The organism is Arthrobacter sp. LFS091 (assembly GCF_047977885.1).
Taxonomy (GTDB): domain Bacteria; phylum Actinomycetota; class Actinomycetes; order Actinomycetales; family Micrococcaceae; genus Arthrobacter.
In genome coordinates this window covers 156,747-181,694 of the sequence record NZ_JBFPFP010000003.1, presented here as the reverse complement: position 1 = coordinate 181,694, position 24,948 = coordinate 156,747, and the positions used below count along the sequence as shown (strand labels likewise).

The following is a 24,948-nucleotide window of genomic DNA, read 5'->3' as shown; positions in this document are numbered from 1 at the left end:
GGCTCAGTGGATGTGGATTCACGACGCCGGACTGGACTTCGCCGGGCGGCGGTACCGGAAGTGGAAGTAGGCGTAGCAAGCCCCGACAAAAGGAACACCAAAGTACAGGGCGGCGACCTGCTGTGGGTCAAACGCAATGCCCACCAGCGAAAACAAGCAGAGCGCGAAGGCCAGGATCGGGACCAATGGGAAGAGGGGCGCTTTGTAAGCAAGGTCCTTCACGCTTCCGCCGTTGCGCACAAAGGCCCGGCGGTGGAAGAAGTGGGACGCAGTGATGGACATCCACACACCGACGACCGCGAAACCGGCCACGGAGACCAAGGCGAGGTACACGGTTTCCGGTGCAACCACGCTGCTGATCAGCGATGCAAGGCCGCCAACCATGCTGACCGAGAGAGCTACAAGCGGTATGCCCCGGCGGGTGAGCCTTTTCAAGGCCTTCGGCGCATGTCCCTCGTCTGCCAAGGAGTAGAGCATCCGGGCACAGGAGAATAATCCGCTGTTCCCGGCCGACAGCAGGGCCGTGATAATGACGAAGTTCATGATGTCAGCGGCGTAGGGAATTCCAACGGACGAGAACACTGTCACGAAGGGGCTCTCGTCCAGTCCCACCTGGTCAAACGGGACGGTTGCGGCAATGACCGCGATGGCACCAACAAAGAAGATCAGCAGCCGGACGACGGTGCTGCGCATGGCCTTGGGAATGTTCCGCGCGGGATCAGTTGTCTCCCCGGCCGCCACGCCAATGAGTTCAGATCCGGAGAAGGCGTAGAAGACCGCCAGGGCTGTCACCAGGACTCCGGTAAAGCCGTTGGGGAACAATCCACCGGAGGTGTTGAAGTTCTCAAGCAGGAAGGGATGGTTGCCGGAATCGGAGAGGGGATGGAATCCAAAAAGGGCTGCGCCACCCAACACGATCAGGGCAATGATCGCGCCCACTTTGATGATGGCGAACCAGAACTCGGATTCCCCGAAGAACTTGGAAGATACGGCATTGAATCCGAACAGGATGGCCGCGAAGACAAGGCACCACACCCACACCTCGACGTCCGGAAACCAGCGCTGCATGAGGAGCCCTGATGCCGTGAATTCGGAGCCGATGGCCACTGCCCAGCAGAGCCAGTAGAGCCAAGCCGTGGCAAATCCGGTGGCTGGGCCGATGGATCGGGATGCGTAAATGTGGAAGGCACCTGAGACGGGGTAGGCGATGGCCAACTCGCCAAGGCATGCCATCACGAGGTAGACCACGAATGCACCCACCAAGTAGGCGATGACAGCCCCGAGGGGACCGGCCTGGGAGATCGTGTAGCCGGAGCTCAGGAACAAACCGGATCCAATGACACCTCCCATCGCGATCATGATGAGGTGTCGTGGCCCCATCGATCGGCGCAGTCCGGTTTCGGCCGGAGCGTCGACCGCCTCAGGTTGATGGTCAAGTTGCACGGGTGCTGAAGATTCCATGTGGTGTCTCCGGGATATGAGTCGGATGCGAACGGTACGCCCTGAAGTCCGGGGTCGGGGTGCCGGGATGGCGTTTGTAGTGATGAAGGTAACACAGAATCCCGCTGAGTGGTCATTAAAAACATTTGTTAATGCGTATAGCGCACATAGCTCCCGGCAGAGGCCGCAGTCAGATCGGCAGTCAAATGGTCAGATTGCCCATTCTTTAGGGCGATTCAGCATGGCTGGACGGACATCAGGGGCCCGCAGGATGGAAGCATCACCCCTCCACCTACCTGAGGAGCACCATGAAAACCTACGACCTCGCGCTGATCGGCTTTGGCGGCGTCAACCGGACCCTCGCCGAAATCATCGCCACCCGCGGAGATGCCCTCCGCTCGGAGCTGGGATTCGGCCTCAGGGTTGTGGCCATCACCGATCTCCGGCTCGGCTCCCTGGTCCAGGCCGAAGGCATCGACATTGAGATGGCACTCAACCTTGGCGCCAACGAAACGTTTGCAGACCACGGCGGCTCCCGGGACACCAACAACGAAGCCGTGATCCGTTCCTGCACGGCAGATATCGTCTGCGAAGCCACCTTCACAAATCCCGACGACGGCGAACCCGCCGTTTCGCACGTCCGCTGGGCCCTGGAATCAGGCAAAAGCGTCTGCACAACCAACAAGGGACCCGTCGCACTCCGAGGCCCTGAACTTGCTGCGCTGGCCGCCAGCAATGGGGTCCACTTCGAATTCGAAGGCGCAGTCATGAGTGGCACCCCTGTCATCCGCCTCGCCAAGAAGATGTTTGCCGGCTTGAAGGTAGACGGCTTCGAAGGAATCCTGAACGGAACCAGCAACTACGTGCTCGGTCGCATGGAATCAGGCCTGGACCTGGATGCCGCTATTCGGGAAGCCCAGGATCTGGGGTACGCAGAAGCCAACCCTGCGGCAGACATCGAGGGCTACGACGTCCGGCTCAAAGTGCTCATCCTGGCCAACCAACTGCTCGGGGCAGACATAACCTTGCAGGACGTCTCCTGCGAGGGCATCTCCTCCCTTAGCCGCGATGACATTGAACATGCTGCCAGCCAGGGACTCCGCTGGAAGCTCATCGGCTCCGCGAAGAGGTCCGCGAACGGGGCAGTGACAGCCGGCGTGAAGGCCGTTGCTGTGCCCTTGGCCCATGAACTTGCCGGAATCTCCGGCGCCACCAACGCGGTTTCGTTCAACACCGATCTTTTGGGCCCTGTGATGGTTTCCGGGCCCGGGGCCGGACGCGTCGAAACTGCCTACGCCTTGCTCTCTGACATCATCGCCATGCACCACACCTCGGAGGTTCTCTCCCATGCCTAAGTCCGCACCCAGCACCGTTGAGGCATCAGCCCTGCCGATGTTCCAGAATGTCACCAGCCCCTACGACCAGCGCGTTGTTGGCGCCGTTCCGCTGACCGATGCCACCGCCGTCGACAGTGTCCTGGACGCTGCCCGTGCGGGTGCCAAAGTGGCAGCGGAACTGTCCCGGGACGCGCGCGGAAAAATACTCGACCGGGCCGCCAACCTGGTGGAAGACCGTCGGGAGCTCTTTGCCGAAACCATCGTCGCTGAGGCCGGCAAGACCATAAGGCAGGCCCGCAAGGAGGTTCTCCGTGCAATCAACACACTGCGGCTGTCGGCGGCAGAAACGCGCCGCAATGCCGGTGAAGTCGTTCCTTTCGACGCCTACGAAGGATCGGAGGACCGACTCGGCTGGTTCTCCCGCGAGCCGTTGGGCATCATCCTTGCAATCACGCCCTTCAACGACCCCCTCAACCTTGTAGCCCACAAGATCGGGCCTGCCATCGCAGGCGGAAATTCCGTTATTCTCAAGCCCTCGGCCCTTACGCCCCTTTCGGCTCAGCTGCTCACCGAGGCACTCCTGGAGGCCGGACTCCCGCAGGAAGTCCTCACAGTTGTTCATGGGGACCGAGACATTGCCCAGAAGATCATCGCTGCCCGGGACGTGCGCATGGTGTCATTTACCGGCGGCTTCTCCACCGGAGAGGCCATCGCCTCGACAGCCGGACTCAAGAAGCTCTCCATGGACCTGGGCGGCAACGCACCGGTCATCATCATGGCGGACGCAGACCTCCAGGAAGCGGTGGCGTCCTGCGTTTCCGGTGCGTTCTGGGCCGCCGGACAGAACTGCGTCGGTGTTCAGAGGATCCTGGTAGACAAGCTTGTCTACGCCGAATTCCGGGAGCTCTTCATCGCCGCGACCAAGGAACTGGTGGTTGGCGACCCGTCCGACGAACTGACGGACGTGGGACCCATGATCACCCCACGGTCCCTGCAGGATGTCCAGGTGAAAGTCCACGAGGCACTGGAGCGCGGCGCAGTTGTCCTGGCAGGCAACGTGGCTACGGGGAACATCCTCCACCCCACGGTTCTTGAGGAGGTGCCGGAAGACAGCCGGTTGTGGTCTGAGGAAGTATTCGGCCCTCTGGTGATGCTCCGCCCTGTGGACAGCCTCGAGGAAGCGATCGGGATCGCCAACTCCATCGAGTTCAGTCTCCATGCCGGAATCTTCACTGCATCCCTCGGGGACGCGATGAAGGCAGCCAAGGAGATCCAGGCCGGTGGTGTCATGATCAACGACTCGTCGGACTACCGCTTCGACGGCATGCCCTTTGGCGGGTTCAAGTACGGAAGTCTGGGCCGTGAAGGCGTTCACTTCGCCTACGAGGAAATGACCCAGCCCAAGGTCATCTGCATCAAGAACAGCACGGCCCGGCTATGACGAATCGCCTCGAATCAGATTCCCTTGGGTCCATGCGCATACCCGCCGACGCCCTGTGGGGAGTGCACACTGCCCGGGCCCTGGACAATTTCCCCATCAGCGGGACCCCTGTCTCACGGTATCCCGGGCTGGTAGTAGCCCTGGCGGAGGTAAAACGGGCAGCGGCACGCGCCAACTCCAGCCTCGGGGTGCTGGAACCCGCCGTGGCCGACGCGATCGGCCTTGCCTGCCAGGACATCGAAGAAGGGCACCACCACCAGCACTTCTGCGTAGACATGATCCAGGGCGGCGCGGGGACCAGCACCAACATGAACGCCAACGAAGTGATCGCAAACCTGGCGCTGGAAACCATGGGGCATCCCCGTGGCAGCTACCAGCATCTGCACCCCATCGACCACGTGAACAAATGCCAGTCAACCAACGATGTCTACCCCACGGCCATCAAGCTCGCACTGATCACCGCCGTCCAGGAGCTCGACCACGAACTCGGCCACTTGACGGAGTCCATTCGGGAGAAGGGAGCAGCATTCGCCCACGTGGCCAAAATAGGGCGCACCCAACTGCAGGACGCCGTCCCCATGACGTTGGGTCAAGAGTTTGGGGCCTTCGCCGCCACGATTGAAGAAGACAGATGCAGGTTGCGGGAGTCCGCGGCGCTCATGCTCGAATGCAGTCTGGGAGCCACCGCGATCGGCACAGGGATTACTGCCGAGCCCGGTTACCGGGAGCGGGCCATTGAAGCCCTCGCCGAAATTACCGGACTGCCCCTGGTACCGGCGGCCGACCTGCTCGAGGCGACATCCGACGTCGGGGTTTTCATGCATGTGTCCGGGATGCTGAAGCGCTCCGCCATCAAGATCTCCAAAATCAGCAGCGACCTGAGGTTGCTGTCCAGCGGACCGCAAAATGGCTTCGGGGAGATCCAACTGCCACCCCGTCAGGCTGGATCATCGATCATGCCCGGCAAGGTAAATCCGGTTATTCCCGAGACCCTGAACCAGATCGCCTTTGCTGTCGCGGGTGCGGACACCACCGTCACCATGGCCGCGGACAACGGCCAATTGCAACTAAATGCCTTTGAACCCGTCATGGCTCACGCGTTGCTGCAGGGCTTTTCCTGGCTCACCAACGGCGCGCGGATCCTCAGGACCCACTGCATCCAGGGCATCACGGCAAACGAGGACCTGCTTGGCGGGCGGGCCGCGGGATCGGCGGGTCTGGCCACCGCGCTGATACCCGCCCTGGGCTACGCCGCCGCGGCGGAGGTGGCCAACAGGGCGCTGACGGGACGCGTAACGGTGATCGACGCCGTCACGTCGATGGGACTCATGGAACGGGACGCTGCCGCACTGATTCTGGAGGGAGCGTCCACGCGTGCACGCTGAGTTACTGCGACACCCGCCGGATCACATTCGATAACGTCATGGCCGTGACGGTGTCCGTGACACCGGGGAGGGAAGAAATCTGTTCCCAGATTTCCTGCACCCTGCCGTGGGAGCGGGCTTCGACGCGAACCATCAAATCAAAGTCACCGCTGAGGACATCACAGAGAACGACTTCGGGGATCGCCCTGAGCTCACTCAGGACATCGGCCCCCCGCATGCGGTCCTTGCGGTAAACCATCAGGAAGGCGGACACAAGATCCTGGGTCTCGGCTCCGGCGACGATGGTATAGCCCTGGATGTAACCCTGCCGCTCCATGCGCTCGATCCGCTGACGGACAGCGTTCCTGGAAAGCAGGACCTTCCCTGCCAGCTCCGCGTGCGGTACGCGGGCGTTCCTGGTGAGTTCTGAAAGGATCCTCTGATCGATGCCGTCGAGGCCCGCTCGCTCCATGAATCCCTTCCAAAAAATAACCCGCCAGGAGCCCCGAGGCTCCTGTCTTTTGACCGAAAGGCCACGAAGAAGATGATACGTCCCGAGCACCACAAACCACTCCCGGAACGCTACTCATGCGTCTTGTTCGACATGGATGGAACACTGGTGGACTCGGCCAGGGGCGTCACGACAAGTGCGGCGGAAGCGCTGGCGTCCGTAGGAGCAACCGTCCCGGGTCCGGACCAGTTGCGCCGGTTCGTTGGCCCACCCATGATCGACTCTTTCCGGACCGTTGTGGGGCTGGACGAGGACCGGGCGAACGCAGCGCTGCAACACTATCGGGTCGCCTACGCCAAGGCCGGAGCGCTCCAGGCCCGGCTCTATGAAGGCGTTGAGGGACTCCTTCAGCAGTTGCACTCACTGGGCATGCCGATGGCCGTGGCTACGTCAAAAGTGGAAGATCAAGCCATCCGACTAACCCGGCATTTCGGTGTGGACCATTACTTTACGGATGTCTGCGGCGCCTCGGATGCCTTGGAGCGGTCTCGGAAGGACGCTGTGATCGCGGAGTCGCTGCGGAGGCTCCGCTCACGCGGCGTCGACACCTCGCGGCCCGTCATGGTGGGCGACCGCATATACGACGTCGAGGGAGCGGCCACACTCGGGATGCCAACCGTTTTTGCGCTCTGGGGCTACGGTGAGCCACACGAATCCGCGAACGCCATTGCTGCAGCTTCGTCTCCCAGCGGGCTCATACCGTTGCTCCAAGGAACCATGCAGCATTCGACGACGGGTCAGTAGTCCGGGTTGCTCGGCACCACAAGGCCGGTTTCGTAGGCATAGACCACGACCTGGACCCGATCCCGCAGTTGCAGCTTGCTCAGGATCCGGCGGACGTGGGTTTTGACCGTGGCCTCGGAGAGGAAGAACTTGTGGGCGATCTCCGCGTTGGACAGGCCCTCGGCGATGGTAGTGAGGATCTCGGTTTCGCGCGGGGTGAGCTCGTCCAGGAGCGGGTCACGGTGCGGGCTGGCTGAATGGCCGGGCAGGGCTCCTCCACGGACGTACGTCTCCAGGAGTCTCTGGGTCACCCGCGGGGCCACCACGGCATCGCCGCTGGCTACGAGGCGCACAGCGTGAACCAACTCAGCCGGGGCCACGTCCTTGAGCAGGAATGCCGATGCCCCGGCCTGCAGGCCGCTGAAGGCGTATTCGTCGAGATCGAAAGTGGTGAGGATGATGACCCGTGCATCCGACCCCGAACTGGAGATGCGACGCGTCGCCTCAATCCCGTCCATGGCGGGCATGCGGACATCCATCAGCACAACGTCGGGCTGAAGCGCCTCAACCTGCCGGACGGCCTCCAAGCCATCCGAAGCCTCGCCCACTACCGTGAAGTCGGCTTCGCCTTCCAGGATGAGCCGGAAGCCCATCCGCAGCAGCGGCTGATCGTCCACCAGCAGCACTTTGATGACGTCACCTGTCATGATTCCCCCTTGTCGCCGTTCCAGCGGAGCTCGGCGTGGACCGCCCAGCCACCCCTTTTTCCTGGACCGGCAGTAACGATTCCAGCATAGATTCCGGCGCGTTCATTCATTCCGGCGATTCCCTGCCCAGTGCCCAGGCTGCCCGCGGGTTCGCTGCCGCCGTCGCGGGTTCCGCGGCCGTCGTCGTTGACGTCGATGGTGACCAAATCGCCGTCGCGCGCCACCTGCACGTCAACCCGGCTGAGCGAGCGGCCGTATCGCAGGACGTTGGTGAGCGACTCCTGCACGATCCTGTAGACGGTGATCTGGAACGCCGGATCGGACGGCAATCCCGGACCCGTGTGCGCGTAATGCAGCGGGAGCCCGGCGGTCCGGAATCCCTCCAGGAGGTTGGCCAGGTTATGACCCGACTCCAGTGGCGAGAGGGGCGCCGGCCGTCCCGAATCGTCACGCAGTACACCCAACACGCGACGCATGTCAGCCAGGGCCGCCCGACCGGTCCGCGACAGTTCGTTCAGGACTTCGCCCGCCCGTTCCGGGTCTTTCTTGACCACTACGGCTGCGCCGTCGGACAGGCTGATCATCACCGTCAGGGAGTGGGCCACGACGTCGTGCATCTCGCGCGCTATCCGGTTTCGTTCAGTAACTTTGCCCAGCTGGGTGGTCCTTGCAGCCCAGGCGGCAATCTCTCCCTCATGTTCCCTGCGTTGGCGCACTGAAATGCCGATCCCGGTAGCCAGGAGGTTGGAGAGCATGATGGTTATTGCCGTGGCAATGTTGTTGATCAGGTGGAAGTTCTCGGGGACTTCCTGCAGCGTGTTCATCTGGCTCGGACTTGTCCACATGAACAGGTAAAGCAGGCTGAGCGGCAGGCTGGCAACGGCAAAAACCACCAGCGCAACCGCCCGGCGCTTGAGCGATGCCAGCGCATAAAGGGCAAACCATAGCCCCACCGAGACGTTCGAGCCCCACGGGTTCACGATGGCTGCCGCAACTTCCAGGAGCGCGACGGCGGCTACCACCGGCATGGGGTAACGGCGCCTGAAGACCAAGGCCACGGCGATCATCAGCAGCAGCGCCACCACGAACCATTTGGAGTCGATGACCGAGGTGATGATGGTGGGCAGGGCAAGCAACACGTAGCAGAGCACCACCACGGCATCCATCGCCAGTGGGTGCTTGTAGAAGTACCGGCGGAGCCTGCCCCTGCGGCGCTGGGCGATTTCAGCGAAGGACGCGTCAGCCAGGGTGGCCGACGCGTCCTTCGCCTGCAGAGCTTCAGTCATGGATCGAGCCTAGACGTCCCGCTTCTTCAGCAGGATCATGGCCAAGGCCACCGGCACCACTACCCAAGCGCCCAGGACCAGTCCGGCCTGCCACGCCTCAAGCGTGTCCGGGACGTGCTCGACGGCGGTCAGCGGGCTGATGGTGTTGCCGGGAAGGTACTTGCTGGCCTCTTTGAAGAAATCGCCGGGGATCAGCTGGAAGGCGATGGGCGCCACGAAGAACAGTCCCACCAGGCTCATGATGCCGCCGGCGGAGTTCCGGACCAGGGTGCCAAGGGCCATGCCGATGGCTGCCACGGCCGCCACGTAGATGCTGTTGACCAGCAGGAGCTTGACCGATTGCGAGCTGCCGAGGTCAAGTTTGAGATCGTAGTTGTTCAGGATGGGCAGCGCCACAAGTCCGGCAACGTAGGTCGCCACTGCGGTGAGGACGAAAGCGCTCACCATCACCACAATGAGCTTTGCCAGGAACGGCGACAACCGCCGGGGTACGGCAGCGAACGTGGAGCGGGCCATGCCCGTGGTGAATTCGGAGCTCATGAGCAGCACGCCCAGGGAACCAAGAATCAGCTGGGCAAACACGATGCCGGACGTAGGTACCGTGACAGCCAGGTCCCCACCCTGCGCGGCTATCGCTGCAGCGGCCTGGGGATCCTCCGTCGCCTGCCTGGTGATTTGGCCGGTTCCCCACGCGCCGAGGGCGGAGAAGCCCACCATCACCACGGCGGTGGAAGCCAGCAGGATCAGCGTGGACATCAGGGTACGGAACTTGATGAATTCGGAGTTCAGGACCCGGTGGAAGGCCGGTCCCGGACCCACGGAGTTGCGGATGGACTTACGGTCCAAAGTGGTGGTGCTCATGTCTATTTCCCTCCGGCCTGAGCGGGAACCGAGGCCCCGGTGGTGATGTGCGAGTGGTATTCGACCTCGTCCTTGGTCAGTTCCATGTAAGCCTCTTCCAGGCTCGCCTGGAGCGGGGTCAGCTCATAGACCATGACCTGGTTGTCCAGGGCCGCCCGGGCGATCCCACGGGGATCCAGGCCGGAAACTTCCAGGAGCTCGCGTTCGTGGACTTCCACGGAGACTCCGGTTCCGGCGAGCAGCTGCATGAGCCGTTCCGGCTGGTCGGTGCGGACACGTGTCCGTACCTGGCCCTTGCCCGAGATAATGTCCGCGATGGGGGCGTCGGCAATGATTTTGCCGCGGCCGATGACGATCAGGTGGTCTGCCGTGAGCGCCATTTCACTCATGAGGTGGCTGGACAGGAAGACTGTGCGGCCTTCCGAGGCCAGGTACTTGACCAGATTGCGGACCCAGACCACACCTTCAGGATCGAGGCCATTCACCGGCTCATCCAGGATGATGGTCTGCGGATCGCCCAGCAGCGCGGCGGCGATCCCGAGGCGCTGACCCATTCCGAGCGAGAAGCCTTTGACCTTCTTCTTGGCAACGTCACCCAAACCGGTCATTTCGATGACTTCGCGCACCCGGCTTTTCGGAATGCTGTGCGTCGCGGCCATCGCAAGCAGGTGGTTGTAGGCGGTGCGGCTGGTGTGGACTGCCTTGGCGTCCAGGAGGGCACCGATCTCGCGCAATGGTGCCTTGTGCTGTACGAACGGCTCACCGTTCACCGTCACGGAACCCGACGTCGGAGCATCCAGTCCCATGATCATGCGCATGGTGGTGGACTTGCCGGCACCGTTCGGGCCCAGGAAGCCCGTCACACGTCCGGCCTGGACAGTGAAACTGACACCGCCGACGGCGGTCTTCTCGCCGTAGACCTTGGTCAGGCCTTTTGCTTCGATCATGGAAGCGTTCCCTCCTCGGAGCACACCATCTGTGTGCAGGTGAGTTTTGAATGTACTCACCACGCTACTCACGGAGGGAACGCAAATCGCCTGTCTCAGGGATGATTCAGGGTCCAGTCAGGGTAGTCCTCCCGGATGACTCCTGACAGCGCTACTCTGCAGGCAGCGGTGAGTACACCCGGAGTTCCCGCTGCTTGACGCTGAACGTGGCGCTGCGAACGCCCGGTTTGGGTTCGCCATCAACCGCCAGGACCAGCGGCTGTCCAATTGCTTCCACGGTGACCTCGGTGGCTTCGGTGAGGTGGGTGACCTTTGAGGCGGAGACTGTGCCGGTCACGACCGCCCACAGCAGTCGCGCCCGGGCGAAGGGCTCGTCCGCTGTGATCATCCGCAGGTCGAATACCCCGTCATCCAGAACCGGCCTGCGAAGTGGTGCATGGTCCCTGGGGTAGAACCTTCCCCGGCCCATGTAGAGAATCCAGAGCTTGTGTTTCACGCCGTCCACAGTGAGGGTGGTTGGCGAGTTCACGCCGAACGTGCGCAGTGACGCCACCACACCGGCCAAGGGCTTTCCCATGGCCGGTTCGAGCCGCTCCCTGCGGCGCACAAGGTTGGGATAGACGCCTACGCTGGCGGTGTTCAGCATGGCCACCTCGGAGGTCTCCGGCGTGTCGGGCAAGCCGCGCTGGACCACCACGTGCCCCAGGTCGACGGCCGCTGCCTGCCCTTTGGTCACGGCTTCAAGGGCGTCATCGATCGAGCTGGTTCCGAGGTCCCTGGCGAAGTGGTTCAGGGTTCCGCCAGGGAGTACCAGGAGTGGGAGTGAATGCTCGACGGCGACAGCGGCCGCAGTGCCCACCGTTCCGTCTCCGCCCCAGACACCCAGCGCTACGGTACCGGGCCGGGTGGCCGCGGCTTCCATCTCGGCAGCTATGTCCTCACCTTCGGAAATTTCCTGTATATAAGCTTTGGGGAATATTTCCCTTAGGAGTTCTCCCGTTTCAGGGGTGTACGAACCGCCCATGACGTTGACCCCGATGCTGAGCCCTTCGCCGTCGCTGATTGCGGGGGCCTCAACCGGCGTGCGGTGGGGGGTCGGTTCGGCAGGCCGCGCCGGCCACCATTTGCGGGTTGCCCATGCGGCGCCTGCCCCCAAGGCGGAACCCAGGACCACATCGGAGGGCCAGTGGGCACCTGTGTGAACGCGGGAGTACGCCACCCCTGCTGCGATCGGGGCCAAGCCGAGTCCAATGGCAGGAGACACAATGCCGGCACCGACAGCGAAGGCTACCGCGGACGCGGAGTGGCCGGACGGCATCGATGAACTGGTCGGCTGCGGGTTCACAAAACGGAAGAGCGGCAGGTGCTCAGGAAGCGGGCGCCTCCGGGGGAGTAGCCGCTTGAAGATCACGTTGGTGACGCCGGAAGCAACGCCCAAGGCAAGCACGCCATGAAGGGCTGCCCTGCGTGGTTTACCGGGAAACGCGGCCATGACTCCCGCAATACCAAACCACAGCTTGCCCTTGGTCGCCGCCGCTGAGAGCCGCCGGAAGAAGACGTCGTGATCGCCTTGGGGTTGCCGGGACACAGCCCCCACCAGGAAGCGGTCCAACAGTGCCACCTTTTTGGGGCCTTTGCCCACGAAGCCTCGCATCCCAACACACTAACGCCCGATCCACCCGAAAGGGGAACGGCGCGATGACTACCATTAGGCATGATTCGTGTCCTTCACCCACGCGAGCGGCCGGGCTGGCAACCGGCCCTCACTGGCGCCCTTCTCTTCAGCGCCTTCACCGTCCTTGGGATCATGCTCATGGTTGGGCACGCTGAGCCCATTTTTAAGCCCGTGGACGTCTGGTGGCAGGCCTTCGTCTCGACGCTTCACTCGCCGTTTTGGGACGGACTCAACGCCTTCCTCAACGGCATCGGGTATGTAGGCATGTTGGTGCTCCACGCGCTGCTGGCCGCAGCACTCCTGGTATGGCGCCGGCCGCTGACGGCCACTTTCGCCCTGACCTCAGGAGTGGCTGCGCTGGCACTCACCCAACTGGCCAAGGTCCTGGTGGGCAGGCAGCGGCCGGAGGGCGCCCGAGTCCTGACAGATACGGGTTCATACCCTTCCGGGCATGTATCGGCAACCACCGCGTTCCTGGTGGTTGTGGTGATCCTGCTCGGACGCTGGTGGGTGACCCTGCTGGCAATGATTGGGGTGATCGCCATGATGATCAGCCGGACCTACCTCTCCGCCCACTGGCTCAGTGATGTGCTTGGTGCAGCCTGCTTGGCCTCTGGGGTGGTGCTCCTTTTGTGGTGGCGGTTCGGCCGTTCATGCATTGCCGAGAATGCAGGATCGGACGGGAAAGCTATTTGGTCCGCAGGGGCTTTGCGACGCCAGCCAGGAGCAGGGCAAGCAGAATAGGTGCTCCGATGGCCAGGAGGGCCAGATGGATTCCCGTATGGTCGCCGAGGTAACCAAGGAGCGGTGGTCCGGCGAGGAATGCGACGTACCCGATGGTGGACACCACGGAAACACGGGCGGCGGCATGCTTGGGGTCGTCAGCTGCCGCGGACATTCCCATGGGGAAGGCCAGTGCCGCACCGACACCCCACAACGCCGCCCCGACGCCTGCGAGGAACACGTTGTCCGCGAAAACAAACAACGCCAGGCCTGCTGCGGCTGCAGCCATGCTTGCACGAAGGACAGCAACCCGGCCGAATTTGTCGATCGCTTTCCCGCCGAGGAACCGCATCAGTGTCATTGCCGCCACGAAGAGGGCGAAGAGGAGTGCTCCGGTTGATTCGGTAGCTCCCAGACCGTCCACGGTTGCCTTGGCGATCCAGTCGTTGCCGGCGCCTTCGGTCAGCGTCGCACCCAGGACCACGATGCCTATGAGCAGCGTCCTGCCATCCCGCCAAGCCGAGGGTCCCTTCTCAAGGGGAGCGCCATCGTCGTGCGTTTCCGCGACCTCGTGCGGCAGGAAGAACCTGGGGACCGTCAGCGCGAGGGCGACGGCGATGGCCGCGATAACCAGCAGATGTTCCGGAAGCCCGACACCCAGCTTCGAGAGACCGGCGCCGATCAACGCCCCCACGAACGCACCGCCGCTGAACGCCGCATGGAACTGGGGCATGATGGTGCGCTTGAGCCTGTGCTCGACATCTGCGCCTTCAATGTTCTGGGCGACGTCCCATAGGCCGATTCCGATGCCGAAGAAGAACAGCGCAATGGCGGTTGCCGGGACTGAGGCGGCCATCAGCGAGAAAGCAATAGCTGCTCCCGCGGCGCCAGCCACGATGCCGGCCACCCGGACCGTGTTCGCTGTCCCGATCCTGCCAACCACCCAGCCCGCGGAGGGCAGCGCAAGCAAAGATCCGACGGCGGTGCAGAGCAGCAAGGTGCCCATTTGACCCGACGTGAGGCTGAGGGCTTCGGTAACGGCCGGAATGCGGGCGGCCCAACTGGCAAAGACCAGGCCGTTCATGCCGAAGATCAGGAACGTCGCCACAGCGGCGGCGTTGACGCTTTTGGAGCTTTTGATGCTGGTGGTCATGCAATCACAACTTCCACGGAGAGTTTGTTGAGCCGGGCAAGATCTTCGGGGGATGGTGCTAGGTCTGTGACGATGACGTCCACGGTGTCCATGGCGGCAACCAAGGCCACGGCGCTGGCATTCCATTTGCTGCCGGCTGATGCCACGATCACACGCGCCGCCGACTCCAGGCCGGCACGCTTCACGGCCGCATCGTCAAGGTCGTGGGCCAGGAGCCCGTCCTTGAGGTTGAGGGCACACGGGGTTACGACGGCGGTGTCAAACCTCAGCGAGCGGATGTTGGCTTCCGTCATGGGTCCACGGAAGGATTGCTCACCCGGGACGAGGCTGCCGCCGGGGAGGATGAGCCCGGGTGAGCGCCCACCCTTGACGCTGGTCAGGGCATCAACGCCGTGAAGGGACATGGGCATGACAGTAAGCTCGCGCGTGCTGAGGCTGCGTGCGATCTCCGTGGCTGTCGAGCCGCTGTCCAGCCACACGTGCTCCCTGTCCTTCAGGAGTGCGTCCACTGCTGCAGCGATGCGGATTTTGGCGTCGTGGTCTTCCAGTTCGCGTTGCCCGTAACCGGGGTTGTCTCCGCGCGCCAGCAAGCTGCGGGCTCCGCCGTGGACGCGCTTCAGGACACCGTTGGCTGCGAGGATCTCCAGGTCGCGGCGGATCGTGGCGCCCGACGCCCCTGTGGCCTCCACGAGCTCATCGACTGTGGCTTCTTCGCGTGTGCGGAGCAGTTCGCCAATGAGGCGGTGGCGGTCGGCAGTTCCCATTCCTCAACCGTAGCAAGGTGTGCGCATTTAATCACCCCGAGTGATCATTTGAACACAAACCCTCTCTCACATCCCACCCGTTAAACCCCAACGCTCCTGCAGCTGCTGCAGGAGCGTTCGGGTGAAGGGGGCGGGATGTGAGAGAGCGTCCGGGGTCAGCGGGCCCGCTCTACGCGCTTCTCGTCCCACACGGGTTCCTCGGACTCGTAGACCTTGCCGTCCGAACCAAAAATGAGGAAGCGGTCGAAGGACTTGGCGAACCAGCGGTCGTGCGTCACGGCGAGGACCGTTCCCTCGAAAGCGTCGATGGCCCGCTCCAAGGCTTCCCCGGAATGCAGGTCCAGGTTGTCCGTAGGCTCGTCGAGCAGCAGGAGCGTGGCACCGGAGAGCTGCAGGAGCAGGATCTGGAAACGTGCTTGCTGGCCACCGGAGAGTGACTCGTACTTCTGCTCGGACTGGCCGGCCAAACCGTAGGAGTCCAAAGCTCCGGCAGCTGCTTCACGTGGAAGTCCGCTCCGGTGCTCATCGCCGCGGTGCAGGATCTCCAGCAAGGTCCGGCCCAGGAGGTCAGGGCGGACATGTGTCTGCGCGAAGAAACCCGGTCGGATCCTGGCGCCGAGTTTCACCACGCCCTCGTGCGGGACCTCAGCGATGACGACGTCGGACACCGGCAGGTGTTCCCGCTCCGGATCCGTGCCACCGGTGGCGAGCAGGCGGAGGAAGTGGCTTTTGCCCGAACCATTGGAGCCCAGGACACCCACACGGTCTCCGAACCAGATCTCCGTGGAGAACGGCTTCATCAGCCCGGTCAGCTCAAGCTTCTCGGCAACGACTGCGCGCTTGGCGGTACGCCCACCCTTGAGGCGCATCTTGACGTTCTGCTCGATCGGCAGGGCTTCGGGCGGGCCAGCCTCAAGGAACTTGGCCAGGCGGGTCTGCGCTGCCTGGTACCTGTTGGCCATGTCAGAGCGGAAAGCAGCCTTGTTCTTGTACATGTTGACGAGTTCCTTGAGCTTGATGTGCTCCTCGTCCCAACGCTTCCGCAGTTCCTCGAAACGCGCATTGCGGTCAGCCCGGGCCTCGACATAGGAGCCGAAACCTCCGCCGTGGATCCAGGCACCCGCACCGTTGATGCCCGGTTCGAGCGTGACGATGCGCCCGGCGGCGTTGTTGAGCAGCTCGCGGTCGTGGCTGATGAACAGCACGGTCTTCTTGGACTCGTTGAGCTTGCTTTCCAACCAGCGCTTGCCAGGCACGTCCAGGTAGTTGTCAGGCTCATCGAGGAGCAGCAATTCATCAGGCCCGGCAAACAGTGCTTCGAGGACAAGGCGCTTCTGCTCGCCGCCGGACAGGGTAGAGGCCCGCCGGAACTGGGCTTTGTCGAAGGAAATCCCCAAGGCGGCCATGCAGACTTCGTCCCAGACGGTCTCCACGTCGTATCCGCCCGCGTCGCCCCAGTCCACGATCGCTTGGGCGTACTTCATTTGGGTGGGCTCGTCATCGTGTTCCATCATGGCGAGCTCGGCTTCCTCCACGGCCTTGGCCGCGGCCGCGAGACCTGCTTGTGCGGTAGAGACCAGGAGGTCGCGGACAGTGGATTCATCGCGGACCTGGCCCACGAACTGGCGCATGATGCCCATGTTCCCGGACCGGCCCACGGCTCCCTCATCCGGTGTGAGATCGCCGGAGATGATCTTGAACAGCGTGGTCTTGCCCGTTCCGTTGGGTCCGATCAACGCAGTCTTGGTGCCGTCGGGCACCTTGAACGTCACCCCGTTAAGCAGTTGGGTGCCGTCGGAGAGGAAGTAGTCAATGCCTGAAACGTCAATATGGGCCACGTTTCAATCCTCCCACGGCACGGTATTAACGCTCGACGGCGGCCTGCCGCCGTCGAGCGTCTGCCGTGTCAGCCTGCTGCGGTGAGGAAGGACTTCAAGAGTGGGCCGCTGGTGGTCGCACCCAGCCCACCGTCCTCCACGAACACGGCGACGGCCAGGTCACCGTGCGTGGCCACGATCCACGCGTGCGTCTTGGGCGGATCCTCGTTGCCGAACTCCGCCGTGCCCGTCTTGGCCCCGACCGGGAGGCCGGGCACCTGTGCCAGGAAGCCGGCGTGCCCGGAGGTCACCACGGCACGCATCATGTCCGCCAACGAAGCGGCTTCTTCCTTGGTAATCGGCTTGGTGGATGCCGGGGACGCAGGGAGTGCACTGGCCGTGGTGGAATCCGGCGACGGCGATGCGCTGCCACTTTCGGTCGGGGAAGCACTGGCACTGGGGTTCTGGGCAGCATCAGCGTTGAGGACCAGTTGGGGTGACACGGGAGCGCCGTTGGCCACGGAAGCAGCCATGACAGCGGCTGAGAGCGGCGAGAAAAGTACCTTGCCTTGGCCGATCATGGAGGCGGCGTGCTCAGTGCCTTCAGCAGCACCGGGAACCGATCCCAGAAAAGCGTCGGCCCCAAGCTTGGGGGCTTCCACGGCGACTCCGAGGGCCTGGGCAGCCGACTCGAGTTGGTCCTGGCTGACGGTATCGCGGGCATTGATGAAGGCTGTGTTGCACGAGTGCGCGAAGGCCTCCCGCAAGGCAACGGTGCCCAGCGAACCGGCCGGGTACCCTTCGGCGTTCTTGAATGTGCGCCCATCAACGGTGACCGTCGGAGTGCACTCCACCTTGGAATCGGGCGTGGCACCGTTCCGGAACATCGCCAGCGAATCAACGATCTTGAACGTTGAGCCCGGCGCGTACTGTCCCAACATGGCGGTGTTGTACCCGTTGCTGCCCGGTCCTGAGGCGGCGGCGAGAACGGCGCCGGTTGAGGGTTTCAGCGCCACGATAGCCGAGGCCGGCCCAACTTTAGCCAGCGTATCCTCGGCCAATTGCTGGAGTTTCAGGTCGAGCGTGGTCTTGAGGGTGGTGCCCGGTGCGGGGAGGGACGAGAAGAACACTTTGGTAGCGGGGGTCTCACCCTGGGACTTGGCGCTGGCGATGACCTCCACGCCGTCCTTGCCGCGCAGCAGGGAGTCGTACTTCTGCTGCAGGCCGCCGGTTCCGGTGGTGTCCCCGGCACGCAGCGCGCCGTTGGACTTCTCGATCTGCTCTGCGCTGGCTTGACCGACGCTGCCCAAAAGAGCACGGGCGAAGGTCCTTGTGGGAGCCAGGGCCATGGAGTCCAGGATGCTCACGCCACCCGGGATGGCGTTGATCTTGGCTTCGTTGATGTCGGCTGTGTAGGCGCGGAGGACGAGTCCTTCCACAAACGCCTGCGGGCCGGATGCAGCAACCTGCTTGGCGTACTCCTCAACGTCCAGCCCCAGCAGGGCCGCCATGGCCCGGGCCGAGGCGTCGGCTTGCTCTGCGGGAACCTTGGTCTTGTCGATGCCAACCCGGAACACGGGCCTGTCTTCAACGATCGGGGCGTCGCCGGCACCCAGGATCTGGCCGCGCTGGGCCGGAACTGTCTTAACGGAGAGGGTCTCGCCATCGGAGAGCTGTGGTGCCAGGAGGGCGGGGCTCCACTGAACCGCCCATTTTCCGGAGGACTTCTTCAGCGTGGCGTCCATGGTGTACTCCCACTTGGCAGAGCCGACGTTCCAGCTGTAGTTCAGGGGGAACGTGGCGGTATCGCCGTCGAGCTTCACGTCGCCGGACTGCACCGAGGGTTTGGCGCCGAGGCCTTCGAAGACAGCCTTGAGTTCATCGTTGGCCGCGGCAGCGTCCTTGCCTTCGACGGCGAGCGACCCGACGTCGAGCGCTTCCAAGGAAGACGCCAGCTGCTTTGCGGCACCTTCCGCGCCGGATCGGCCATCATCACAAGCGGCCAGCGAGCCAGCCATCACTAAACTGACGAGTCCAACGACAAAACCCTGCTTCTTTTTCAGTTTCCCCATTTGCGACATTATGCCCCGTTCCACCGACAGTTTCTTGTTGTGCCCGGTCAGCGGACAGCCGCCGCCTGCCACCCCGGGGAGAGGCGGCAAACGGCGGCCGTCAGGACATTGGCGCTACGGAGCGCAGGTGAACTTGGCGTCACCCCACACCCCGTGGGCACCGTTGATGGATCCGGAGGGATCCACCACCAACTCCACGTACGCCGCTCCGGTGAGGTCAACCGTCACGGATTCGGGAGCGAACCCCGGCGTGTACGTGCGCGACTGGTACTTGTTCACGCCGTCGGCGTTGACCTTGAAGATAATGTTGCCGCCGAAGCCGCTCTCAAGGCCCACCTGAGAGGTGAACTTCGAACACTTTCCACCCAGGTAGTAGGTGATTTTTGACGCTGCGTGCACGCCGAGGCCCTTACTGAACACGGGCTCCTTGCCTGTGGCGGGATCCGTGTAGTTGATGGCCAACGGCTTGTCCGGGGAGGACGCCGAATCTTTGTTGGCCACGTTCTTGCCGATCACACCGTAGCCGTTCAGCGCCTGGACCCACGGGGTTTCAGAGGCATACACGGAGCCGACAGGGACAGCCGGAAGAGGCTGCGAGGTCACCTTCCAGTCGAAGAACTTCACCCGTGTATCCGTAGGCAGCGTGACGGATGCCAGCTCCTTGGTGGGGTTGAGCCGCACCGTGTTGGAGAACGCCTGATACTTGTACTGGGTGTACTCAGGGGACGGGCCTGAGGCGCTGTTGCGGCCCTGTTCCGAAACCGCCAGCACGGCTCCGTTGAGGACCGAGGGCTGCAGCCAGTTGGGGAAGAAGATGGACTGCTGCTCTGAGGAACCGTCCGCGTAGGTCAAGGTCAGCGTCGGGCTGGTTCCATTACCCACAGCGGCAGATCCGAGGACCGCAAGATGCGTGCCCTTGCCCTTGACCGAGATGGTTTGTGCGGACAACGCCACGGAGTTGGGGACATCAGGTCCCACGGCCGGCCACGTGTAATCCACCTGCGTAGGTTTCCCGGCATCGACCGTCACCGTGCTGCCTGGCCGGACACCGCCCGCCGGAACCGCGGCGGCAGCCAGCTGTTCGGCAGCGAAGGTGGCCCCGCCGCCGTCGAAGTTTCCGAGCGCCTTACCGGCCACGGTGGTGACCGAAACGGTGTTGTAGGCCGCAGCCAGCGAACCGTAGGCGACGTAGATCTGGTTGCCACCGGTCACCGACTGGTTGGAGCCGGAAGCAGCGTACGACGCCGACACCCGCACGGTCTGTTGGCCCGCCTTCGCGCTGGAGCCGGGTTTGATGACGAAGGTGGCAGTAGCGCTCGCTCCACCGTCCACCTTGGCTGCGGTTGCGCCGGAGGACGAAACCACGGTCCACCCCTCGGGCAGGACGGGAGCCAGGACCACGTTGGTCTTGGCCTTGGTACCAGTGTTCACGAAAGCAGCGGTGACTGTTGTTTCCTGGTCCTGGAAGACCTGTTGGCCGGTGGTCACGCGGACTTCGGCGGCGGTGTCTTCCTGGCTTTTCCCGCCCAGCGGACCTGCCTGCTGGAGCTGAACCGTGGCTGACTGGTTGGAGGCGATGGATCCCGTCTTGACCCAGACGGTGCCGTTGTTGGCCTCATCGAAGAACCAGCCCGTGGTTGCAGCGGCATAGGCAGCTTGGGTTGGTTGTTGAGTGAGCTTGGTGCCGCCGATCTTCACGTCCTTGGGGGCCGCGCCGGCGTGGACTTTCAGTTCGTAGGGTCGGGCAGCGGCCTTGCCTGTGTACTCGCCCTTCCGCTCACCGATGGACACCTTGACGCTGCTGTTGCCCTTGCCGGGCGAATCCACTGCGAAGATCTGGCTGGAGGACTTTCCATCCTTGAATTCACGGGTGACCTTGTCGTCCTCATAGAGCGTGAAGGTGTCCTGACCTTGGGCGTATACGTCCAAGGTGATCATGGAATCTTCGGGTACCAAGGAGGCGTTACGGGCCACGATGCCTTGCGGGATCACCGCACCGGCACGAACGAATACCGGCAGTTTGTCCAGGGGTGCGTTGTAACCGTTGAGGATCTGGCCGCCCTGGTAGAGCTTGCCGGTCCAGTAATCCACCCACTGCTGGCCGGCGGGAAGGAATATGCCGTTGCGGACATCTGTCTGGGTGAAAACTGGTGCCACCAGGAAATCGGAGCCCAGCATGAATTGGTTATTGGCCTCGGCGCCGTAGGACCACTGCTGGTCAGGGAACTCCAGGGCCATGGATCGCATCATCGAAACACCGCTGGTGGAGGATTCCTGGGCGAGGGTGTAGATGAAGGGCATGAGTTGCTGCCTAAGCTGCAGGTACTGGCGGTTGATGGCCGTAGCTTGGTCGCCGTAGAGCCACGGGCGCTTGTCCGTCGCGGCCCAGCCGGACATGGAGTACAGCGCCGGGGCGAAGGCCTTCCACTGGAGGTCGCGGACGTACGATTCGGCCGAGCCGCCGAAGATCCCGTCAACATCGCCGGTGGTGAACGCCAAACCCGAGTTGCCCGCACCGGTGAGGGCCGAGACCTGCCAGCGAACGGCGTCGAGATTGCCTGAATGGTCACCGGTCCACTGCATGCCGCAACGCTGGGCGCCGGCCCACCCCTCCACCATCAGCGAGGTGCCCCGCGCGTTCGAGTACTGCTCGATGCCGCCGTGTGCGGCCTCGCAACCGGTGAGTGCCTGCCGGTAGCCCTGCCCAACCCACGCAACGTCGAGCTTGCGGAGCCGGACTCCGGCCTCGCCTACTTCGTATTCCTGGTTGGTCAGGGAGCGCTGGGTCCACAGGCCAACTTTGAGGTCGGTTTCTTTCTCGATGTTGCTCACGGTTTCCGGGAGTTGCTGGTATTCGCAGCCATAGCCGTCGTTGACCAGCATCCAGCCAGCCGGCATGTCGTTTTCAACGAACTTCCGTGCGGTTTTGATGGCGTCCGGCGTGCGCTGCTTAGCACCGTCGGGATCGCCATAGCCGGAGGAGGAATAGCCCGGATTGGAACGGTTGTAGCAGTCGGCGTCGCCGTATTCCAAGGCGTAGACCGGGGGCATGATCGGCTTTCCGGTCAGCGTGGTGTACGCGCCAAGGGACTGTTTGTAGTCGCCCACGAAGTAGTAGGCGTCGAACCGCTTTTCCTCATGCGTGGTGGTGGGTTGGTCCTTGAAGTCGTACGAGCCGCGGGCGAACGTGTCGCGGAGGACACCGTAGCCCTTGGATGACATGTAGTACGGCACGGCGTTGGGGTAGCCGTCGTCGTCCCAGTCGAAGTTCTTGGCGATGTTGATCAGCGCGCCGGTGTGCACGGAGCGGCCGTTTTGCATGCCGCCGCCGATGAACTGCTCGCCGTCCTGATGGGCAAGGTGCTGAGTGGCCGAGTTGGAGCCGAACGTCATGGGTGCCGACTCCTCCAGCACCAGTGATCCGTCGGCCCGGGTCACGCGGAGTTGGGTAGTGGACTTGTTGATAGCGACGCTGATCTTGTCCGTCTTCAACGTCAGCCAGTCGCCGTCGACGATGGTGGGTGTGGTGCCGGGAAATCTGTCTTTGCCCACCACAATGTTGGCGGTCCTGGCCGGGTCGCCGTGGTCGCTGTTGGCGGGATCCGTGAAGGTGCCGCTTGGATCGGCTTCGAGGCGGAAGGTGCCGCCATCCAGGAACGTAACCCGGACTGCACCTTTGGCGGTGGAAAGGCCGACGACGTTGCCGGACTGGGTGTATCCGGTCACCGCGCCGAGGGGTACTCCCGCGGCGTCGACAGGTACCTCGGGGGTGACGGCTTTGACGGGGGCGGGGTCGCCGGGCGCGGAATCCGCGGCCGATGCCGCCGATGCGAAGGTCAGTGCGGGGATGGTCCCTGCGAGGAGGAGCGAGGCAAGGCCGAGGGATGCGGCCTTCCTGGCTATCTTTGTGGCTCGTCCGGGGCTGTGGGGAGCAGCACTGGACAGGCCCAAGGAGGGTGCGGACATGGGGGCCAACTTTCGACGAGTGACTTTTTGTGATCTAACTCATAGCGAAACGTGCACTAATCGTCACTGCTGCGAAGCCAAAGGTCAACCGTTTAACCAAAATTAACAAGCAAAATGAGCCCCACCCGTCCGCCCAGAGGGGTCCAGCGCGACGTTTGCTGAGGGCCTGATCCGCGAGGTTCAGCGCCCGCGGATGATTCGTCGCTGGGTCGCCGCAGCAATCGCCGCCGTCCGGTTGTCGACCCCCAGCTTCGAGTAGATGTGCACCAGATGCGTCTTTACCGTGGCCTCCGAAATGAAGAGCTGCTTCGCCATGGCGCGGTTGCTCATGCCAGTAGCCAGCAACTCCAGCAGCTCCACCTCCCTGGCGCTCAACGCGGGCGACGGGTTTCGGATCCGCCCCATGAGCCGCGCCGCGACCTCCGGTGCCAGCGCGGTCTGCCCTGCAGCCGCGGAAAGGACAGCTTGCCGGATTTGCTCGGGCGGGGCGTCTTTAAGCATGTAACCGCTGGCGCCGGCTTCAACGGCAGCGAGGATATCGGCGTCGGTGTCGTAGGTGGTGAGGATCAGAACCGGGGGCGGGGGGCTCCCGGCCTCGCCCGCCTTGATCTTTCCCGTAGCCGTCACCCCATCCATGCCGGCCCCCATCTGCAGGTCCATGAGGACCAGGTCCACCGGCTCGCCGAGCGTGTGCAGCCTGCGCAGCTCAACCAACGCGGCATCACCATCCGCCGCCTCGGCCACCACGGTGACGCCCGGGAAGTCCGCCAACATGGCACGCAGGCCTGCCCTGACCACCGGGTGGTCATCCACCAACAGAATGCGGATATCGCTCATGCCTCATCTTCTCCCACAGGCAAGGGCACCCGGATGGCAACCACCGTTCCCTCGCCCGGAGCCGACTCGATCTCCAGGCTGCCCTCCAGCGCGGCCAGCCGTTCGCGCAAACTCAACAGCCCGACGCCGGTGCCGTCACCGCGCACGGTGGCCACCGCCGTCGACGGCTCAAAACCAATACCGTCGTCAAAAACGTCCAACGTCACCTCGGACCCGAGAAAGGACAGGGTCACGACGGCGGCCCGCGCCTTTGCATGCGCCCACACGTTCGCGAGGGAGGCCTGGGCGGCCCGAAGCAGGGTGGTCTGGTAGGTATTGGGCAGCTCAACCGGGGAACCCACCAACTCGAAACGGCAGCGCAGCGCGGTCCCACGGGCGGCGGCTTCAGTCTCGGTTTTCTCACAGAGGCGGCGCAACGTATCCACCAAGCCGGCTTGTTCCAGGTCAGGGGAACGGAGGCCGCGAACAAAGCTGCGGGCTTCGGCCAGGTTCGCCGAGGCAGTTTCCTGGACGATCCGCAGTCGCTCCCTCGCAGCCCCTGAATCCCCGTCATCCAGGGCTTTCTCCGCCGACCGCCCCATCAGGACGATGCTGGAGAAGCCCTGCGCCAAGGTGTCGTGGATTTCCCGGGCGAGCCGTTCACGCTCGGCCGTGATCCCGGCGTCGTGCTGTGTTTTGGCCAGTTCCGCCCGCGTCCGACGCAGGTCCTCGGCCACCACCCGCTGGTTTTCGGCCTCAAGGAACAAGGCCTGGTAGGCCAGCCCGGTGACCACGGCGAAACCGGCACCAAACACCGGGCCCAGGACCATCGCGAGCTGCAGGCCGCCGTCGGACGTGCCGCGGCTATGGAACCACAGCGCACCGATCAGCAGGACCGTGCTCAACGCAATCATGGGCAACGCCAGGCGCCGGGGGAGCAGATGAAGCTGCAGGAAGAAGAGGGGGAAGGCCACCCAGGCGAAATCTCCGCTGACCAGAAGGAGCAGCAGCCACAGGAACATCACTGCACCCAACCACCACGCGGCGTAGCGCGTTGGGTTGAAACGGGAAGGGTCGCTTGCGTGCCGTTTTTCCAGGATGGTTCCCGCCAGGTACACCATCGCCAGGAGGGCAGACAGGCCCAAACCGGCAGCCAACGCCGTGGATGACGGTGATCCGGAAGTGCCGACTCCGGTCAGCAGGCGAATGACGGCGACCAGCAGCAGCACGGCGAAACCGACGTGCAAACTCACGCGCAGGACGCGGAGGATCGTGACGGCTCCGGTGGGGGATTGCATGCTTTCCAGCGTATCTCCGGCCCTCCCGCATTCCGCCGTATTCCGCG

The 24,948-nt window shown here is 63.5% G+C and carries 19 protein-coding genes; 5 read left to right on the top strand and 14 right to left on the bottom strand.

Annotated features, from left to right (window positions below):
• Positions 1-18: 18 nt before the first annotated feature.
• A complete protein-coding gene (locus ACNQOP_RS06435; protein WP_416403704.1) occupies positions 19-1,461 on the bottom strand; it encodes an amino acid permease in 1,443 nt (480 codons plus the stop codon).
• 287 nt (positions 1,462-1,748) lie between these two features.
• Between ACNQOP_RS06435 and ACNQOP_RS06430 the strand changes: the two genes are divergently transcribed.
• From ACNQOP_RS06430 to ACNQOP_RS06420, 3 genes are read left to right on the top strand one after another with little or no spacing between them, the layout of a single operon-like run.
• Positions 1,749-2,795 carry a homoserine dehydrogenase gene (locus tag ACNQOP_RS06430; protein WP_416403703.1) on the top strand — a complete coding sequence of 349 codons (1,047 nt, stop codon included), beginning with the start codon at positions 1,749-1,751 and terminating at the stop codon, positions 2,793-2,795.
• The gene (locus ACNQOP_RS06425) at positions 2,788-4,218 is read left to right on the top strand and encodes an aldehyde dehydrogenase family protein (RefSeq protein WP_416403702.1); all 1,431 of its coding nucleotides are present in this window, start codon (positions 2,788-2,790) and stop codon (positions 4,216-4,218) included. Before ACNQOP_RS06430 ends, ACNQOP_RS06425 begins: the two co-directional genes overlap by 8 nt.
• On the top strand, positions 4,215-5,603 hold the full coding sequence (locus tag ACNQOP_RS06420; protein ID WP_416403701.1) for an aspartate ammonia-lyase: 1,389 nt from the start codon (positions 4,215-4,217) through the stop codon (positions 5,601-5,603). The genes ACNQOP_RS06425 and ACNQOP_RS06420 overlap by 4 nt, the downstream gene beginning before the upstream one ends.
• Position 5,604: 1 nt before the next feature.
• Here the strand turns inward: ACNQOP_RS06420 and ACNQOP_RS06415 are convergent, their stop codons facing one another.
• On the bottom strand, positions 5,605-6,054 hold the full coding sequence (locus ACNQOP_RS06415) for an Lrp/AsnC family transcriptional regulator (protein WP_235518158.1): 450 nt from the start codon (positions 6,052-6,054) through the stop codon (positions 5,605-5,607).
• A 123-nt stretch (positions 6,055-6,177) separates the two neighbouring features.
• Between ACNQOP_RS06415 and ACNQOP_RS06410 the strand changes: the two genes are divergently transcribed.
• Positions 6,178-6,837 (top strand): HAD hydrolase-like protein, encoded by a 660-nt coding sequence (locus tag ACNQOP_RS06410; protein ID WP_416403700.1) that lies wholly within the window; start codon positions 6,178-6,180, stop codon positions 6,835-6,837.
• Here the strand turns inward: ACNQOP_RS06410 and ACNQOP_RS06405 are convergent.
• The 5 genes from ACNQOP_RS06405 to ACNQOP_RS06385 all read right to left on the bottom strand — a co-directional run bounded on the left by ACNQOP_RS06405 (position 6,831) and on the right by ACNQOP_RS06385 (position 12,271).
• Positions 6,831-7,523 (bottom strand): response regulator, encoded by a 693-nt coding sequence (locus ACNQOP_RS06405; protein WP_416403699.1) that lies wholly within the window; start codon positions 7,521-7,523, stop codon positions 6,831-6,833. The two genes, ACNQOP_RS06410 and ACNQOP_RS06405, sit on opposite strands and share 7 nt — an antisense overlap.
• Positions 7,520-8,809 carry a sensor histidine kinase gene (locus ACNQOP_RS06400; RefSeq protein ID WP_416403698.1) on the bottom strand — a complete coding sequence of 430 codons (1,290 nt, stop codon included), beginning with the start codon at positions 8,807-8,809 and terminating at the stop codon, positions 7,520-7,522. The genes ACNQOP_RS06405 and ACNQOP_RS06400 overlap by 4 nt, the downstream gene beginning before the upstream one ends.
• 9 nt (positions 8,810-8,818) lie before the next feature.
• Positions 8,819-9,670 carry an ABC transporter permease gene (locus ACNQOP_RS06395; RefSeq protein ID WP_416403697.1) on the bottom strand — a complete coding sequence of 284 codons (852 nt, stop codon included), beginning with the start codon at positions 9,668-9,670 and terminating at the stop codon, positions 8,819-8,821.
• A gap of 2 nt (positions 9,671-9,672) precedes the next feature.
• Complete coding sequence (locus tag ACNQOP_RS06390) at positions 9,673-10,617, bottom strand: ABC transporter ATP-binding protein (protein ID WP_235518154.1); 945 nt, start codon at positions 10,615-10,617, stop codon at positions 9,673-9,675.
• Positions 10,618-10,768: 151 nt separating this feature from the next.
• Positions 10,769-12,271 carry a bifunctional phosphatase PAP2/diacylglycerol kinase family protein gene (locus ACNQOP_RS06385; RefSeq protein WP_235518151.1) on the bottom strand — a complete coding sequence of 501 codons (1,503 nt, stop codon included), beginning with the start codon at positions 12,269-12,271 and terminating at the stop codon, positions 10,769-10,771.
• A gap of 60 nt (positions 12,272-12,331) precedes the next feature.
• Between ACNQOP_RS06385 and ACNQOP_RS06380 the strand changes: the two genes are divergently transcribed.
• Complete coding sequence (locus ACNQOP_RS06380; protein ID WP_416403696.1) at positions 12,332-13,036, top strand: phosphatase PAP2 family protein; 705 nt, start codon at positions 12,332-12,334, stop codon at positions 13,034-13,036.
• Here ACNQOP_RS06380 and ACNQOP_RS06375 read toward each other — a convergent pair.
• From ACNQOP_RS06375 to ACNQOP_RS06345, 7 genes are all read right to left on the bottom strand, one after another.
• Positions 12,981-14,168: an MFS transporter gene (locus ACNQOP_RS06375; RefSeq protein WP_416403695.1), complete on the bottom strand. Its 1,188-nt coding sequence runs from the start codon at positions 14,166-14,168 to the stop codon at positions 12,981-12,983. The two genes, ACNQOP_RS06380 and ACNQOP_RS06375, sit on opposite strands and share 56 nt — an antisense overlap.
• Positions 14,165-14,932 (bottom strand): DeoR/GlpR family DNA-binding transcription regulator, encoded by a 768-nt coding sequence (locus ACNQOP_RS06370; protein WP_235518146.1) that lies wholly within the window; start codon positions 14,930-14,932, stop codon positions 14,165-14,167. The genes ACNQOP_RS06375 and ACNQOP_RS06370 overlap by 4 nt, the downstream gene beginning before the upstream one ends.
• Before the next feature lie 155 nt (positions 14,933-15,087).
• Entirely contained in the window at positions 15,088-16,770 is a 1,683-nt protein-coding gene (locus tag ACNQOP_RS06365) for an ABC-F family ATP-binding cassette domain-containing protein (protein WP_211710299.1), read from the bottom strand.
• Positions 16,771-16,838: 68 nt separating this feature from the next.
• Positions 16,839-18,821 carry a penicillin-binding transpeptidase domain-containing protein gene (locus ACNQOP_RS06360; RefSeq protein WP_416403694.1) on the bottom strand — a complete coding sequence of 661 codons (1,983 nt, stop codon included), beginning with the start codon at positions 18,819-18,821 and terminating at the stop codon, positions 16,839-16,841.
• Between the two features lie 114 nt (positions 18,822-18,935).
• Complete coding sequence (locus ACNQOP_RS06355) at positions 18,936-22,787, bottom strand: NPCBM/NEW2 domain-containing protein (protein WP_416403693.1); 3,852 nt, start codon at positions 22,785-22,787, stop codon at positions 18,936-18,938.
• 180 nt (positions 22,788-22,967) lie between these two features.
• The gene (locus ACNQOP_RS06350) at positions 22,968-23,624 is read right to left on the bottom strand and encodes a response regulator (protein WP_257369955.1); all 657 of its coding nucleotides are present in this window, start codon (positions 23,622-23,624) and stop codon (positions 22,968-22,970) included.
• Entirely contained in the window at positions 23,621-24,901 is a 1,281-nt protein-coding gene (locus tag ACNQOP_RS06345) for a sensor histidine kinase (RefSeq protein WP_416403692.1), read from the bottom strand. The genes ACNQOP_RS06350 and ACNQOP_RS06345 overlap by 4 nt, the downstream gene beginning before the upstream one ends.
• Positions 24,902-24,948 lie beyond the last annotated feature (47 nt).